The 15,870-nt window shown below is 66.6% G+C and carries 16 protein-coding genes; 15 read left to right on the top strand and 1 reads right to left on the bottom strand.

Annotated elements, in window-relative coordinates:
* From A5698_RS06005 to A5698_RS05940, 14 genes are all read left to right on the top strand, one after another.
* Window positions 1-1,212, top strand: a complete 1,212-nt coding sequence (locus A5698_RS06005; RefSeq protein WP_068294405.1) for an MCE family protein — start codon at window positions 1-3, stop codon at window positions 1,210-1,212.
* The gene (locus A5698_RS06000; protein WP_067080318.1) at window positions 1,209-2,240 is read left to right on the top strand and encodes a virulence factor Mce family protein; all 1,032 of its coding nucleotides are present in this window, start codon (window positions 1,209-1,211) and stop codon (window positions 2,238-2,240) included. The genes A5698_RS06005 and A5698_RS06000 overlap by 4 nt, the downstream gene beginning before the upstream one ends.
* Window positions 2,237-3,811 carry an MCE family protein gene (locus A5698_RS05995; RefSeq protein ID WP_067225413.1) on the top strand — a complete coding sequence of 525 codons (1,575 nt, stop codon included), beginning with the start codon at window positions 2,237-2,239 and terminating at the stop codon, window positions 3,809-3,811. The genes A5698_RS06000 and A5698_RS05995 overlap by 4 nt, the downstream gene beginning before the upstream one ends.
* A 3-nt stretch (window positions 3,812-3,814) precedes the next feature.
* Window positions 3,815-5,470 (top strand): virulence factor Mce family protein, encoded by a 1,656-nt coding sequence (locus A5698_RS05990; protein WP_067080312.1) that lies wholly within the window; start codon window positions 3,815-3,817, stop codon window positions 5,468-5,470.
* Window positions 5,470-6,621 (top strand): MCE family protein, encoded by a 1,152-nt coding sequence (locus tag A5698_RS05985; protein WP_067080309.1) that lies wholly within the window; start codon window positions 5,470-5,472, stop codon window positions 6,619-6,621. The genes A5698_RS05990 and A5698_RS05985 overlap by 1 nt, the downstream gene beginning before the upstream one ends.
* A 3-nt stretch (window positions 6,622-6,624) precedes the next feature.
* Window positions 6,625-8,193 (top strand): virulence factor Mce family protein, encoded by a 1,569-nt coding sequence (locus A5698_RS05980; RefSeq protein WP_067080307.1) that lies wholly within the window; start codon window positions 6,625-6,627, stop codon window positions 8,191-8,193.
* Complete coding sequence (locus A5698_RS05975) at window positions 8,163-8,807, top strand: Rv1363c family protein (RefSeq protein WP_067080306.1); 645 nt, start codon at window positions 8,163-8,165, stop codon at window positions 8,805-8,807. Before A5698_RS05980 ends, A5698_RS05975 begins: the two co-directional genes overlap by 31 nt.
* Complete coding sequence (locus A5698_RS05970; protein WP_068294402.1) at window positions 8,804-9,787, top strand: RDD family protein; 984 nt, start codon at window positions 8,804-8,806, stop codon at window positions 9,785-9,787. Before A5698_RS05975 ends, A5698_RS05970 begins: the two co-directional genes overlap by 4 nt.
* Window positions 9,784-10,335 (top strand): Rv1363c family protein, encoded by a 552-nt coding sequence (locus tag A5698_RS05965; protein ID WP_067080300.1) that lies wholly within the window; start codon window positions 9,784-9,786, stop codon window positions 10,333-10,335. The genes A5698_RS05970 and A5698_RS05965 overlap by 4 nt, the downstream gene beginning before the upstream one ends.
* The gene (locus tag A5698_RS05960; protein WP_068294399.1) at window positions 10,302-11,192 is read left to right on the top strand and encodes a mammalian cell entry protein; all 891 of its coding nucleotides are present in this window, start codon (window positions 10,302-10,304) and stop codon (window positions 11,190-11,192) included. The genes A5698_RS05965 and A5698_RS05960 overlap by 34 nt, the downstream gene beginning before the upstream one ends.
* Before the next feature lie 15 nt (window positions 11,193-11,207).
* Window positions 11,208-11,891 carry a YoaK family protein gene (locus A5698_RS05955; protein WP_067080293.1) on the top strand — a complete coding sequence of 228 codons (684 nt, stop codon included), beginning with the start codon at window positions 11,208-11,210 and terminating at the stop codon, window positions 11,889-11,891.
* A gap of 9 nt (window positions 11,892-11,900) precedes the next feature.
* Window positions 11,901-12,728: an SDR family NAD(P)-dependent oxidoreductase gene (locus tag A5698_RS05950; RefSeq protein WP_068294396.1), complete on the top strand. Its 828-nt coding sequence runs from the start codon at window positions 11,901-11,903 to the stop codon at window positions 12,726-12,728.
* A gap of 3 nt (window positions 12,729-12,731) precedes the next feature.
* A complete protein-coding gene (locus A5698_RS05945) occupies window positions 12,732-13,499 on the top strand; it encodes a fructosamine kinase family protein (protein WP_068294393.1) in 768 nt (255 codons plus the stop codon).
* Between the two features lie 271 nt (window positions 13,500-13,770).
* A complete protein-coding gene (locus A5698_RS05940; protein WP_156670626.1) occupies window positions 13,771-14,214 on the top strand; it encodes a hypothetical protein in 444 nt (147 codons plus the stop codon).
* Between the two features lie 9 nt (window positions 14,215-14,223).
* Here A5698_RS05940 and A5698_RS05935 read toward each other — a convergent pair whose 3' ends face one another.
* Entirely contained in the window at window positions 14,224-15,249 is a 1,026-nt protein-coding gene (locus A5698_RS05935) for a phosphodiester glycosidase family protein (protein ID WP_231967314.1), read from the bottom strand.
* 222 nt (window positions 15,250-15,471) lie between these two features.
* Between A5698_RS05935 and A5698_RS05930 the strand changes: the two genes are divergently transcribed.
* Window positions 15,472-15,762 carry a GlsB/YeaQ/YmgE family stress response membrane protein gene (locus A5698_RS05930; protein ID WP_068294383.1) on the top strand — a complete coding sequence of 97 codons (291 nt, stop codon included), beginning with the start codon at window positions 15,472-15,474 and terminating at the stop codon, window positions 15,760-15,762.
* The last annotated feature ends 108 nt before the right edge of the window (window positions 15,763-15,870 follow it).

The following is a 15,870-nucleotide window of genomic DNA, read 5'->3' as shown; positions in this document are numbered from 1 at the left end:
ATGACCGCCCCACTCAACAACCCCCGCACCCCGCCGTACAAGCTGGCCGGCCTGGTGCTGAGCCTGCTGGCAGTCGTCGGGCTGGTGCTGGTGTACATGCAGTTCCGCGGCGACTTCCTGCCGCGCGAACAGCTGACGATCATCTCCGCGCGGTCGGGCCTGTCCATGGATCCCGGCGCCAAGGTCACCTACAACGGCGTCGAGATCGGCCGGGTGGCGGACGTGGAAGCGGTCAACGTCGGCGGTGAGCCGAGGGCCAAGATCCTCCTCGACGTGGATCCGAAGTACCTCGAGCTGATCCCGAAGAACGTCGATGCCAGCATCGATGCGACCACCGTCTTCGGCAACAAGTACATCAACTTCTCGTCACCGGAAAACCCGACACCGCAACGCATCACGTCGTCGGACGTGATCGACGTGACCACGGTGACAACGGAGTTCAACACCTTGTTCGAAACGGTCGTGTCGCTCTCCGAGCAGGTCGACCCGATCAAGCTGAACCAGACTCTGAGCGCAACGGCGGAGGCGCTCGACGGGCTGGGCGATCGCTTCGGCCAGTCGATCATCAACGGCAACGAGATCCTCACCGACGTCAACGCCAGGATGCCCGAACTCGCGCGGGACAACCGCCTGCTGGCCGACCTCGGCGAGGTGTACGCCGACGCGGCGCCCGACCTGTTCGCCGGGTTGGAGAACGCGGTCACCACCGCCCGCACGCTCAACGAGCAGCAGGGCAACATCGACCAGGCACTGATGGCGGCCGTCGGATTCGGCAACACCGGTGCGGACATCTTCGAGCGCAGTGCGCCGTACCTGATTCGCGGCACCGAAGACCTTCTGACGACATCGAAGACGCTCGACGAGTACAGCCCTGCGCTGTTCTGCACCATTCGAAATTTTCACGACGTGGAGCCAAAAGTCGCTGCATCCCTTGGCGGCAACGGGTATTCGCTGCAGACCCTGTCCACCATTGAAGGCGCCGGTAACCCCTATGTGTATCCGGACAACCTGCCGCGGGTGAACGCGCGCGGTGGCCCCGAGGGCCGGCCGGGCTGCTGGCAGCCGATCACGCGCGACCTGTATCCCGCGCCGTATCTTGTGGCGGACACGGGTGTTTCGATCGCGCCGTACAACCACTTCGAGTTGGGCCAGCCGATCCTGATCGAGTACGTCTGGGGTCGCCAGGTCGGGGAGAACACGATCAACCCATGAAAATCACCGGTACCGCCATCAAGCTCGGCGCCTTCTCAGTGGTGCTGCTGCTGTTCACCGCGATTATCGTGGTGGTGTTCGGACAGATGCGCTTCGACCGCACCACCAGCTACTCGGCGATCTTCTCGAGCGCCAGCGGGCTACGCGCCGGCCAGTTCGTCCGCGCGTCGGGCGTCGAGGTCGGCAAGGTTGACAGCGTCGAGTTGGTCAACGGCGGATCGCAGGCGAAGGTCGAATTCAATGTCGACCGATCGCTGCCGATGTTCGAGGGCACCACCGCCTCGGTGCGGTACCTGAACCTCATCGGCGACCGCTATCTGGAACTCAAGCGGGGTGACAGCGACAAGCGGCTGCCCAGCGGCGCAACGATCCCGCTCGAGCAGACCCAGCCCGCACTGGATCTCGACGCGCTGATCGGCGGCTTCCGGCCGGTGTTCCGCGCGCTGGACCCGGAGAAGGTCAACACCATCGCCGAGTCGATCATCACGGTCTTCCAGGGCCAGGGCGGCACGATCAACGACATCCTGGACCAGACCGCCTCGCTCACATCGGCGCTGGCCGACCGCGACCAGGCGATCGGCGAGGTGATCCGCAACCTGAACACCGTGCTGGACACCACGGTCAAGCATCAGGCCGAGTTCGACCAGACCGTGCAGGATTTCGAGAAGCTGATCACCGGCTTGAAGAACCGCGCGGATCCGATCGCCACCTCGGTCGGGGATATCAGCGACGCGGCGGGCACGGTCGCCGACCTGCTCGCCGACAACCGGCCGCTGCTGCAGAGCACCGTCGGACATCTCGAGGTCATCCAGCAACCGCTGATCGATCAGAAGGACGAGCTCAACGACTTGCTCACCAGGCTGCCCACCGCGTTCAAGATCATCGGCAGGGCCGGCGGTATCTACGGCGACTTCTTCAACTTCTACGCCTGCGATATCTCCTTGCGGCTCAACGGCCTTCAGCCGGGTGGGCCGGTCCGGACCGTCAAACTCTTCAGTCAGCCGTCGGGTAGGTGCACACCGCAATGAGGACGCTCGAAGGGTCGAACCGGGTCCGTGGCGGGTTGATGGGAATCATCATCCTGATCATCGTCATCGGCGTGGGACAGAGCTTCGCCAGTGTCCCGATGCTTTTCGCATCGCCCACCTACTATGCGTACTTCTCTGACACCGGTGGCATCGGCACGGGCGACAAGGTGCGCATCGCTGGCGTGGACGTCGGCGATGTGCGCAGCATGGAGATCGAGGGCGACAAGGTCAAGATCGGCTTCGGGCTTGGCGGGACGCAGATCGGCACCGACAGCCGCGCCGCCATCCGCACCGACACCATTCTCGGACGCCGCACCATGGAGATCGAGCCACGCGGTTCGGAACCGTTGCGCGCGAACGGCGTTCTGCCACTCGGCCAGACGACGACGCCGTACCAGATCTACGACGCGTTCTTCGACGTGACGAAGGCCGCCTCGGATTGGGACACCCAGACCGTGAAGCGTTCGCTGAACGTGCTCTCGGAGACCATCGACCAGACCTATCCACACCTGAGCGCCGCGCTCGACGGGGTGGCCCGGTTCTCCGACACCATCGGCAAGCGCGACGAGGACATCAAGAAGCTGCTGAGCAACGCCAACAAAATCGCGGGCATCCTGGGCAGCCGCAGTGAACAGATCAACCAATTGCTGGTCAACGCCCAGACCTTGCTCGGCGCGATCAATGAGCGCCAGTACGCGGTGAGCATGCTGCTCGAGCGCGTCGGCTCGTTCTCCGAACAGGTCAAGGGCTTGATCGACGACAACCCGAACCTCAACCGGGTGCTCGAACAACTCCGCGTGGTCAGCGGCGTGCTGGTCGACCGCAAGTACGACCTGATGGACACCCTGACCACGGTCGCAAGCTTCGTGGCGTCGCTCGGTGAAGCGGTCGCTTCGGGCCCGTACTTCAAGGTCATGCTGGTCAACCTGCTGCCGGGCCAGATCCTGCAGCCGTTCGTGGACGCCGCCTTCAAGAAGCGCGGTATCGACCCGCAGAAGTTCTGGCGCGACGCGGGCCTGCCCGCCTGGCGGTTCCCGGACCCGAACGCGCAGGGCTTCGAGAACGGCGCCCCGCCGCCGGGACCGGCCGTGCTCGAAGGCACCCCCGAGAACCCGGGACCCGGTGTGCTGAAGGGCTCACCGTGCTCGTACACGCCGCCGGCCGACGGTCTGCCGACACCAGGCGACCCGCTGCCCTGCGCGGATCTGTCCGTGGGGCCGTTCGGCGGTCCCGCGTACGGGCCACCCAATGTGGCGACCTCTGACCCGAATGTGCACGGCCCGCAGCCGTCTCCGGGCGTGCCGGCCGCGGCGATTCCGGGTCAGATCTCGCCGCCGGTGCCGGGTGCGGACATGCCGCTGCCGCCGGCCCCGCCAGGAGCGCGCACAGTGCCGGTCGGGCCGCAACCGCCGCTGCCGCCGGATTTCACGCCGGGCATCGCACCGTTGCCACCGGCGTTGCCCGCGCCGGCGGTCCCGGGCCCCGGTCAGCAGCTGCCACCCGCCAACACGCCACCGCTGCCGGGGAACCCACCGTTCCTGCCGCCACTCTCTCAGGGACAGGGGGGCTGATCGATGACAACGATCTTCAACATCCGAAACCTGAAGTTGCCCAAGGTTTCCCGGGTGACCGTCATCATCGGCGCGCTGGTCGTGGTGCTGGCGTTGGTGGCCGCCTTCGTCGGGTACAACCTGTACAAGAAGCTGACCACCAACACCGTCGTCGCCTATTTCACCGACACGCTGGCGCTGTATCCCGGCGACAAGGTGCAGATCATGGGGGTGAAGGTCGGCTCGATCGACGCGATCGAACCGGCCGGCGACAAGATGAAGGTCACCTTCCACTACGAGAACAAGTACAAGGTGCCCGCCAACGCCACCGCGTCGATCCTGAACCCGAGCCTGGTGGCGTCGCGCACCATCCAGCTGTCGCCGCCGTACACCGGCGGGCCGGTGATGGAGGACGGTGCGGTCATCCCGCTGGAGCGTACGCAGGTGCCGGTCGAGTACGACGAGCTGCGTGACTCGATCAACCGGATCCTGACCGATCTGGGGCCGACGCCGGAGCAGCCCATGGGCCCGTTCGGCGACATCATCGAATCCGCGGCCGACGGCTTCGCGGGCAAGGGCAAGCAGCTCAACGAGACGTTGAACAACCTGTCGGAGGCACTGTTCGCGCTCAACGAGGGCCGCGACGACTTCTTCAGCGTGGTGAAAAGCCTGGCGCTGTTCGTCAACGCGCTGCACCAGAGCGATCAGCAGTTCGTCGCGCTGAACGACGATCTCGCCGAGTTCACCAACGCGTTCACCAACACCGACCGCGAGGTCGCGAACGCACTGCAGGACCTCAACCAGCTGTTGACGACCACCCGCGGGTTCCTCGACGAGAACGCCGAGGTGCTCACCACCGACGTCAACAACCTGGCCGAAGCGACCACCGCGATCCTGCAACCAGAGCCGCGCAACGGTCTGGAGACCGCCCTACACGTGTTCCCGAATCTCGGCGCGAATCTCGTGAATATTGCTTCTCCGGTCACCGGTGGCATAAACAGCTACGCCGTCATAAACAACTTCGCCAATCCGCTGCAGTTTGTGTGCAGTGCAATCCAGGCGGGCAGCCGGCTGGGTTATCAGGAGTCGGCCGAGATGTGCGCGCAGTACCTAGCGCCGATCCTGGACGCGATCAAGTTCAACTTCCCGCCGTTCGGGATCAACCAGTTCAGCTCGGCGATGACGCTGCCCAAGCAGATCGCCTACTCCGAGCCGCGGCTGCAGCCGCCGCCGGGCTACAAGGACACGACCGTGCCGGGCATCTGGTCACGCGACACCTTGTTCTCGCACGGCAACCACGAACCGGGCTGGGTCGCCGCGCCGGGTATGCAGGGTGTCGACGTGCAACCGTTCACGGCGAACATGATGACCCCGGAGTGCCTGGCGGAACTGTTGGGCGGACCCAACTGTGTGGTCCCCGCGGCACCGCCGGCGTTCGGCACGACGCGCAACGGCAATCTGCCCGGTCCGCCGAATGCCTTCGACCAGAACAACCCGCTGCCGCCGCCGTGGTACCCGCAGCCGGGCCCGCCGCCGCCGCCGGCGCCGGGTGTGATCCCGGGCGATCCGGGCGGAGCGGCGATGGCCGGCCCGCTGCCGGCTCCCGGCCCGGGACCGGGGCCCGCTCCGGCCGCGCCCGCCCCGGCAGGGCCGCCGCTACCAGCAGAGGCAGGTCGGTGATGAGCGTTCGTAGGTGGAGCAGGTTCGCGCAGCGAGCCGTCGCGCTGGGCGCGGTCGCGCTCGTGCTGAGTTCCTGCGGTAACTGGAAGGGCATCGCGAACGTGCCGTTGCCGGGCGGTCCGGGCACGGGGCCGAACGCGACGACGATCTATGTGCAGATGCCGGACACCTTGGCGCTCAACGTGAACAGCCGGGTGCGGGTCGCCGACGTCTATGTCGGCCGGGTGCGCGCCATCGAGCTGAAGAACTGGGTCGCGACGCTGACGCTGGATCTGCAGCCCGACATCGAACTGCCCAGGAACGCCCTAGCCCGCATCGGCCAGACCAGCTTGTTGGGTTCACAGCATGTGGAGCTGGAGCCGCCGCCGAACCCGTCGCCGGAGCCGCTGCAAAGCGGTGACACGATCCCGCTCGCGAACTCGTCGGCCTACCCGAGCACCGAGCGGGTGCTGGCGAGCATCGCCACCATCCTGCAGGGCGGCGGGGTGCAGAACCTCGAGGTCATCCAGACCGAGATCTTCAACGTGCTCAACGGCCGGGCCGATGAGATCCGCGAGTTTTTCAACAAGCTGGACACGTTCACCGCCGAATTGAACCAGCAGCGCCAGGACATCACGCGCGCAATCGATTCCACCGACCGGCTACTCACGATCGTCGCGGAGCGCAACAACACGCTGGACCGGGTGTTGACCGAGTTCCCGCCGCTGATCAAGCATTTCGCGGAGACGCGCGATCTGTTCGCCGACGCGGTGGAGGCCGTCGGCCGGATCAGCCGGGCCGCAGACAACGCGTTGGCGCCGGCCAGCGACAATCTGCACACCAACCTGCAGAACCTGCAGCGGCCGCTCAAGCAGCTCGGGCGGGCGTCGCCGTACCTGATCGGCGCCCTCAAGCTCATGCTCACCGCGCCGTTCTCGATTGAGAACGTGCCGAAGGTGATCCGCGGCGACTACCTCAACGCGTCACTGATGGTGGACTTGACACTTTCGTCGCTCGACAATGCAGTACTGACGGGCACGGGCCTTTCCGGGATGCTGCGCGCGCTGGAGCAGGCGTGGGGTCGCGACCCGGCGACGATGATCCCGGATGTGCGGTTCGTGCCGAACGCGCACAACGCACCGAACGGCCCGCTGGTGGAAAGGGGTGAGTGAGCTGTGCTGACCAGGTTCATCAGGATCCAGCTGGTGCTGTTCACCATCCTGACGATCGTCGCGCTGGTGGTGCTGGGGTGGTACTACCTGCGCATCCCGAGCCTCGTCGGTATCGGCCAGTACGAGTTGAAGGCCGAACTCCCCCGCTCGGGCGGTCTGTACGCGACGGCCAACGTCACCTACCGCGGCACGCAGATCGGCAAGGTCACCTCGGTCGAGCCGACCCAGCGGGGCGCGCTCGCGGTGATGAGCATCGATGACCGCTACAAGATTCCCGCCGACGCGACGGCGAACGTGCACTCGGTGTCGGCGATCGGCGAGCAGTATCTGGACCTGGTGTCGACGGGCGACGCGGACCAGTACCTGTCGCCGGGTTCGACGATCACCGAGAGCACCGTGCCCAGCGAGGTCGGCCCGGCGCTGGACGCCGCGAACAGGGGTCTGGCGGTGCTGCCCAAGGAGAAGATCGACGCGCTGCTCACCGAGACGTCACAGGCGGTCGGCGGGCTGGGCCCGGCGCTGCAACGGCTGGTGGATTCGACGACCAACATCGCGCAGGGCTTCAAGGACCATCTGCCGCAGGTCAACGACATCATCGTCAACGCAGGCCCGATCCTGGACAGCCAGGTGCAGTCCGGCGACAACATCGAGCAGTGGTCGCGCAACCTGAACGTGATCGCCGCGCAGTCGGCCGAGCAGGATGCGGCGCTGCGGAGCGGCCTCCAGCAGGCCGCTCCGACAGCCGACCAGCTCAACGCAGTGTTCGGCGGGGTGCGCGAGTCGTTGCCGCAGACGCTAGCGAACCTCGCGATCGTCACCGACATGCTCAAGCGCTACAACAAGGGCCTCGAGCAGTCGCTAGTTCTCTTACCGCAGGGCGCGGCGGTGGCGCAAGCGGGCACGTTGTTTGAGGGCTACGGCCAACTGCCGCTCGCGTTAGGTGCACTCAACCAGCCGCCGCCATGTCTGACCGGCTTCCTGCCCGCGTCCGAGTGGCGCTCGCCGGCCGACACCAGCATGGCGCCGCTGCCGCGGGGCACCTACTGCAAGATCCCGAAGGACTACCAGGGCAACGTCGTTCGCGGCGCCCGCAACTATCCCTGCGTCGACGTCCCGGGCAAGCGGGCGGCGACGCCGATGGAGTGCCGCAGCGATGAGCCGTACGTTCCGCTGGGCACCAACCCGTGGTACGGCGACCCAAACCAGATCCTGTCCTGCCCGGCCCCTGGCGCGCGCTGCGATCAGGGCGTCAACCCGGGCCGCGGCGTCATCCAGGCGCCGTCGGTCAACAGCGGGATGAATCCTGCACCCGCGAGCGACCTGCCGCCGCCGAACTCGACGGCGCCGGTCAGCGATCCGCTGAGCCCGCCCGGACAGGGCAGCGTGACCTGCAGTGGACAACAACCCAACCCCTGCATCTACACTCCGGCACCAGGGCCACCCGGCTCCACGGCGGTGTACAGCCCGAGCAGCGGCCAGGTGGTCGGACCCGACGGCGTGAAATACAACGTCAGCAACTCGAGTAACCCAGGAGACGACGGATGGAAGGAGATGCTGGCACCCGCCAGCTGAACCCCACCGATGCTGATGAGACGCCCGACGAGTCGTTAGCAGTATCCCCAGGCCCAGCGCCCGCCGAGGATCCGGACACCACAGAAGAACAGGTTTCGGCCGATCCCCGCCGACCGTCGCGGATCGGTCGCGGCCTGGCTGTCAGTATCTGCGCGGCGCTGCTCGCGCTCGCCGTCGCCGGGGGTGTCGCGGGATTCCTGCTCTTCAAAAATGACCAACGGGTCGCGGCCAGCGAGCGCGCCGAAGCGGCGGCACTGCAGGCGGCGAAGGATTGTGTGGCCGCGACGCACGCGCCCGACACCGCCGCCATGACCGCGGCGCAGACCAAGATCATCGATTGCTCGACCGGCGACTTCGCCGTGCAGTCCTCGCTGTACGCAGGGGTGCTGGTCGACGCGTACCAGGCCGCCGACGTGCGGGTGCAGGTTTCGGATATGCGCGCGGCGGTGGAGAAGCACAACGACGACGGGTCTTTCGACATCCTGGTCGCGGTGCGGGTCAAGGTCACCAACTCCGACACCGCCGATGAGGAGCAGGGCTACCGGCTGCGGGTGCGGATGGCACCGGACGAAGGGACCTACAAGGTCGCCGAGTTGGATCAGGTCACATCGTGACATCGTCCACCCTGACACTCGACACGACCCCGGATTCGCCGGCCACCGACCAGGCCACCGTGGAGCCGGTGGCGTCGTGGCCGGCCAGGGCCGGCGCGTTCGCCGTCGACGTCCTGATCGGGCTCGCCGTGCTGGTGACGCTGGCATTGGTTTCGCTGACCGCGCCGCTGCGCAGTCCGCTGTGGTGGTGCTACATCGCCGCGGTGGTCGTCGTGGTGTTGGTGATCGCGGTCAATCGCCTCGTACTGCCTGGCATCGTCGGCTTCTCGCTGGGACGCGCCGTTTTCGGTATCGCGGTCAGGAAGCGCGACGGTTCGACCCCGGGAGTGTGGCGGTTGCTGCTGCGCGACGTCGCGCACGTGCTCGACACCGCGGCGTTGTTCATCGGATGGCTATGGCCACTGTGGGATCGGCGCCACCGCACCTTCGCCGACCTTCTGCTGCGCACCGAGGTACGTCCGGTGCCGCCGCCCGAGCGCAACGTCCGCACGCTGACCGCCGTCGTGCTCATCGTCGCCACGGTGGCCTGCGCGGCGGCCGTCGCAGTGAACTACTGGGTGGTGTACCGGCACGAGCGCGCGGTCGAGGAGACCAGAGAACAGATCGCCGAACAGGGCCCGCGGATCGTCGAGCAGATGCTGAGCTTCAAGAGCGACACCATGCAGGAGGATTTCGCGCGGGCACAGTCGCTGGCCACCGACGGTTACCGGCAGCAGTTGATCGACCAGCAGAAGGCCGGACAGAGCGCGGGTGTCAGCTCCAACGAGTACTGGGCGGTCAGCAGCGCGGTGCTCGAAGCGACGCCGGACACCGCGGAGATGCTGCTGGCGCTGCAGGGCCAGCGGGGCGATGACCCCAACGAGCTGAAGTTCATCACCGCCACCGTGCAGGTCGAGTTGGCGAAATCCGGCGACGGCCAGTGGCGCGTCGCCAATCTCACCGTGCTGAAGCGACCCCAGATGAATACGCAGGGCCGATGAGTCCGCGGCGCAGAGTCGACGCCGATGAGCGAGACTTCTTCGAGGTGGAACCGAGGCCACCGCGCCGCTGGGGGCTTCCGATCATCGCCGCCGCGGCGTCACTTCTGATGGCGGCCGCGATCGCGGCGGGATCGCTGATGTTGGTCAGCCACGAGAACAACCGCCGCACGGTCGCCAATGACCACGCCGCGCTGGTGTACGTCAGCGAATTCATGACCGACTACACGTCGTTGGACCCCTTCAACGCCAACGCCTATGTGGATCGGATCCTGGCGCAGGGGACGGGTGATTTCGCGAAGATGTTCAAGGAGAAGCAGAACGAGATACTGATCCAGGTCGCACAGGCTGAGCCCACCAGTGGAGCAGTGCTGGCCGCGGGTGTGCAGCGGTGGAACGACAACGGCAGCGCCGACATCCTGGTCGCGACCAAGGTCTCCACGAAAGGGCCGGACGGCAAATCGACAGTCGAGAGTGGAAGTCGTTGGATAGCAACGGCTATCAAGGAGGGACAGCAGTGGAAGATCAGCCAGCTGATCCAGGTGATCTGACCACCGGACCCCCGGCGGAATCCACCCCGGCGCCGAGCCGGCGTCGGTGGTCCTTCCTTCGGCGTCGGCAGAAGGAATCGACGGAAGCCGCCCCGGATTCCGCCACGGCGGAGACACCGGAGGCGGCACCCGCAGCGGATACGCCCGCGCCTCGGCCGGTCGGCAAGGCGAAACGCCAGGGCAGGACGCGCGTCGAGGAGGCCGACGACGACACCGTCGACGCCGCGGCGCAGGACGCAGCCGCCTCGGAACCCGAAGAGGCCGAAGCCGAGGCCGTCGAGGCCGACCCCACGGACGAGTCCGCCGTCGTGCCGCAGGAAGTGCGATTCGTACCGCACCGGCCAGCAGGCAAGCGGCTCGTCGCTGCGATGGCGGCGGCCGCCGTGCTGTTCGTCGGTGCTGCCGCGTTCGCCGCGTCGACCCTGCAGCCCTACCTGTCGGAGCGAGCCGAGATCGACACCAAACTCGACGTGGCTCGCACCGCGGCCAGTGCGATCTCCACACTGTGGACCTACACGCCGGACAACATGGAGACGTTGCCGGACCGGTCGGCGGCGTTCCTCGGTGGCGACTTCGCCTATGAGTACCGCAAGTACATCGACGCGATCGTCGCGACGAACAAACAAGCGCAGGTCACCAACACCACGCAGGTGCTGGGCGCGGCGGTGGAAACCCTGACCCCCGACGAGGCCACCGCGATCGTCTACACCAACTCGGTGGCGACCAGCCCGATGAGCAAGAACATCCCTTCGCTGCGCTACCTGTCCTACCGGTTGACGATGGAACGCCGCGATGCCAAGTGGCTGATCACGAATATGTCGACCATCACGTCGCTGGACCTGACACCACAGCTGTAGTCGGGGAGCTGGCGCATGGCGGTCGAATCCCCTGTCTCGCAACGGTTGACGATCACCTGCCTGCTGTTGTTGACGTTCGCGACCGGCTTGGTCGATGCGGTCAGCGTGCTGAAGCTCGGTCACGTGTTCGTGGCGAACATGACCGGAAACGTGATCTTCCTGGGTTTCTGGCTGGTGCCGAACTCCGGGGTCGACGTGACCGCCGCGCTCGTCGCGTTCGCCGGCTTCGTCGCGGGTGCGGTGGTCAGTGGCCGGTTCACCCGCCACATCGGCACCGATGTCCGCCGGTGGCTGGCGATCACGCTGACGTTCGAGGTCGTGCTGCTCGCGGCCCTGTCGGTGCTTGCCGGGACCGGCGTGCTCGACTATCAGGACAACACCAAACTGCTGCTCATCGCCGGCCTGGCTGTGGCGTTCGGCGTCCAGAACTCCAGCGCCCAGCAGTTCGGCATCCAGGAGTTGTCGACGACGGTGTTGACGACGACGATCGTGCGGATCGGCTTCGACAGCCGGTTGGCCGGTGGCACCGGTGAGCGGGAGAAGTTGCGCTACAGCGTGGTTCTGACGATGTGCGGTGGGGCGGTCGTGGGGGCGACGATGAGCCGTTTCACCGTCGCGCCGATCATCGGCATCGCCGCGGCAATGGTGGCGCTGTCCGGAGTCTTGTTCTGGGTCGGGGACAGGCGCGGCCGAGGCTAGTCTTGCCGTATGCCTTCGGTACTCGTCACCGGTGCGTCACGGGGAATTGGCCGGGCGATCGCCGTGCACCTGGCCGCGCGTGGATGGCAGGTGATTGCCGGTGTCCGCACGGAGCAGGATGCCGAGGCGGTCACCGGGCTGGATCCGGACCGTATCTCGGCGGTACTCCTCGACGTCACCGACGCCGGCCACATCGCCGCGTTGGCCGACGTCCTGCCTCCGCGACTGGACGCGGTGGTCAACAACGCCGGTGTGGTCGTCACCGGGCCCATGGAGACGGTGACATCGGATGAATGGCGAAAGCAGTTGGAGATCAACGTGATCGGCCAGCTCGCCGTCACCAGGGCGATACTGCCGCGGATGCGGGCAGCCCGCGGCCGGATCGTGTTCATCTCCAGCGTCAACGGTAGGCTGTCGATGCCGTTGCTCGGAGCGTATGCCGCGAGCAAGTTCGCGCTCGAGGCCGCGGCCGATGCGTTGCGTATGGAGTTGCGGCCCTGGCAGATACCGGTTGTCGTCGTCGAGCCGGCGCAGACCGACACCGACATGTGGCGTACCGCCGACACCATGGTGGTCGAAGCCGAGGCCGCCCTTTCCTCGGAGCACCGCGCGCTGTACGCCGAACACATCGCGGGGATGAAGAAGATGGTGCCCGTCGCGCAACGAATCGCTGTCCCGACCGCGAAAGTCTCCGCCGTGGTCGAGGAGGCGCTCACCGCGCGCAGACCACGAGCTCGTTATGTGGTCGGGGTGGGGCCCAAACTGCAGGTTGCCGTGCCGAAGTTGCCGACCCGCGTGCGCGACGCCGTGTTGCGCCGGGTGTCCGGCCAACCCTGACCGATGGGCGAGTTCGTCAAGCGCAACGCCTCCGCACCCCCAGGCTTCTTCGCCTGTGAAGCCGCTGGGCTGCAGTGGCTTTCGGCGGCCGACGGAGGGGTTCCGTGCGCGGCCGTGCTCGATTACGACGACCGCAGCCTCACCCTGGAACGGCTGCGAAGCGTTGGACCCAGCCGATCCGCCGCGCGCGAGTTCGGGTGCCGACTCGCTCGTACGCACGACGCCGGAGCCGCGGCGTTCGGAGCCCCGCCCGACGGATGGGAAGGGCCCGGGTTCTTCGGGCCGCTCCACGATCCGCTGCCCATGTCGTTGAGGGGACACGAGCGCTGGGGCGCCTTCTACGCGCGCGAGAGATTGGCCCCGATGGCGCGCGCAGCGGCCGATCGACTGGACGCGGAGTGCCACGCTGCCATCGACACGGCGATGGTGAAGTGCGAAGAAGGCGATTTCGACGACGATGACCCACCCGCCCGCGTGCACGGCGACCTGTGGAGTGGCAACGTGATGTGGACACCGGGTGGAGTGGTGCTGATCGACCCGGCCGCCCACGGCGGCCACCGCGAGACCGATCTGGCCATGCTTGCGCTGTTCGGCTGTCCCTACTTCGACGAGGTGATCGACGGCTACCAATCCGCGCGGACGTTGCGGGCGGGCTGGCGCGGCCGGATCGGCCTGCATCAGCTCTATCCGCTGTTAGCCCACGTCGTCCTGTTCGGTGGCGGTTATGTACGGCAAACATCGGCGGCGGCGCGCAGCGCCCTAGTCGGGTGAATTCAAGGAATGCGCTGGCTGGACCCACCAGTTCGATAAGTTAACTTATTTAGCGCGTAAAGAAATTTGCTCAGACGTCCTGACCAGTCTGCTCAGGTTCCTCAGCGGCGAATCCCTCTGGGGCACAACGCCGACCAGTACGCTGACCGACATCGTCGATGAGGCGCTGGAGCAGGCCACCGAAAATGTCCTCCCCGACGCCACGCGGGAGGAGGACGAACTTCCCTCGCCGACGGATCTGCCCGATTCCGGCGCGCGGATGCTCACCCTCGTGACCGACGAACCGGAAGGTGAGGTGGAGCCGGCCAACGAGATCAGCTCCGAAGTCGTCGTTGAGACGCCTGCGGAGCAAGCGACCGTCACCGAAGAGGCCGCCACCGAGGACGTGAAGACCGACGAGGATGGCGATGGCGGCGCCACGTTGAGCGAGTCCAACACCAGGACCGGCGAGACCAACACCAGCGACACCAAGACCGGAGACACCAAAACGGGCGAAACGAAAGCCGGCGAAACCAAGACCGGCAACACGGACGGTGACACCGTCACTTCGAAGAACGGCTACAAGCCGGGCAACAAGTTCAGCCCGAACGCGGGCGCCAAGTCCGGCCCGAAGCATGCCAAACCGGACAACCACTCCTCGACCGCCAGCACCGGCAATGCCGACAGCGGCACGTCCGGCACATCCGGCGAAGGGTCCGACAGCGCCGCGGCCTAGTTGAACGGCCTAGTTGAACGCGAGCCAGCTCGGCAATCCGCGTTCACGCGAATCGCACAGCACCTGCCGTGTGTCACAGGACCCGCGGGGCACCCCCGCGCCGGTCCACATGCCGCCGGTGTCGCGGCGCAGCACGATCGACGACGAGCCACCTCCGTCGAGCAGGATCGCGGCGTCACTGCCCAGCCCGCGGAACAGATCCTGGATCTGGTCAGGGGTGTAGCTCCCGCCCTGGAAGACGTACATCTCGTCCTTGTCCTTGGCGTATGCGAGCGCGGTGCGCGCCGCGCTCGGCCCGCCGTCGTTGAGCTGACCGGTGTCACCCGGCGCGAGCAGGCCGATACCGGCGACCGCGACGAACCGCACGCCCTCGTCCACCAGCCGTTGCACCACCGGTGAAGCCGCGTCGTAATCGTCAGGGCTGGCGGGCGGCACCACGTACGGCGCTCCGCCCACCGGAAGAATCATGGTGGACAACGCTTTCCAGTGCTCGTTGCCTCCGGACAACCCCTGCTTTCCCGCATAGGCGATGGTGCCGGTCACCGCCATGTTCGCCTTACCCTGGCCGCGTGTGTTGTCGACGTAGGCGCCCAGTGGCGAACTGCACCCGGTGGCTTTCCATGAACCGCCTCGTTGACCGCGCACGTCGAAGAAGTTGGCATTGATCGCGATCGTCGGCTGTCCGAGCGCCTGCCAGGCTTGCAGCGGAGTGAAGATCTCCGACGCCTGCAACAACCCCTCCCCGGTGCGGGCGCGGGGATCACGTTCGCAACGCGCTTGATAACCCCTGTGCGAGTCGACCAGCAGGCGTGGCGCAAGCCGAGTGGAGGCCGCCTTGATGATCATCAGTCGCCCGCCGCTGGTGGTTTCATACCAGCCGCCGCCCGCGTTGAGCATCGGGGCGGGGTGGCCACCGCCGAAGTTGTAGACGAGATAGGACCCGCGGGTGCTGGCGATCGCGTTGGCGAGCATCTCGCGTGCGCCGGCCGCGTTGGCGGCGGGTGCACCCCCGGTCGTCGACAATGCGGCGCACATCAACAGCGCCGCGGCCGATGCCGCGAGGCGCCGGAGGTTTGCTGATCGCGCCGACACGTGAGGGCCCCAATACGACGGTGAAACGGTGACACCACCAATCTCACCTTGAACACCGTTAACTTGCATCACAGCGGCATCACGATCTGGTTTCATCGTGCCGGCGCATTGAAACCGGGGTTAACGGGTAACCGGCCCCCGGCAGACAACGAACAGGGAGCAGAAATGATCGGAACCATCCTCAGCGCGCTCGTCATCGGTCTGATCGTGGGTGCGCTCGCGCGGCTCATCATGCCGGGCAAGCAGAACATCGGCGTGATCATGACGATCGTGCTGGGTGCACTCGGCTCGTTCATCGGGTCCTGGTTGACCTACCAGCTCGGCTACTCGAATTCGAACGGTGGCTGGGAAGTCATTCCGTTCCTCGTCGGCATCATCGTCGCGATCGTGCTCATCGCGATCTACGTCGGCATCACCGGCCGCAAGGGCACGACCCGCGGCACCACGGTCCGCTAACGCCCCGGCGGGGCCAGCCGGTAGACCGCGTCGGCGTAGTCATCGGTGATGTAGACCGCGCCGTCGGGTCCGACCACCGCGGATACGGGCCGGCCCCATCGCGAGCCG

Origin of the sequence: Mycobacterium sp. E136, assembly GCF_001666865.1 — a bacterium.
Lineage (GTDB): Bacteria > Actinomycetota > Actinomycetes > Mycobacteriales > Mycobacteriaceae > Mycobacterium.
Note: the sequence above shows the minus strand (reverse complement) of the source record. Positions and strands in the feature narration are given on the sequence as shown.